The organism is Achromobacter sp. SIMBA_011, from assembly GCF_046535435.1.
GTDB lineage: Bacteria > Pseudomonadota > Gammaproteobacteria > Burkholderiales > Burkholderiaceae_B > Achromobacter > Achromobacter dolens.
This window is the reverse complement of the sequence record NZ_JAWRWN010001332.1, coordinates 1-231: the sequence shown is the minus strand read 5'-3', so window position 1 is coordinate 231 and position 231 is coordinate 1. Positions and strand designations below refer to the sequence as shown.

Annotated in this window: 1 pseudogene; it reads right to left on the bottom strand. The window is 54.5% G+C overall.

The features are described 5' to 3' along the window. Window positions 1-220: pseudogene (locus SB816_RS35410) on the bottom strand (isochorismate synthase); the annotation flags it as partial. Window positions 221-231 lie beyond the last annotated feature (11 nt).

Here is a 231-nt window from a genome sequence, read left to right as displayed (position 1 = left end):
GATTGTCTTGTCCCGCCCTGCGTGCCCGCTCGAAAGCGCCCTTTATTGCCTGCTGCAAAGGGCTTGCAACATCTTCGCCGCCCCGGGCGGGCAGCGTTATCTTTTCGCGAATACCTTTGGCCCGCAATTGTCCGGTGCCGGAAGTAAACAGAAATTCTCTATCAAAATCAGTAATTTCGTCGGATTCGACGTCATTCGTCCTGAGTGCTCCCGTTTTCATGGGATGCCTCC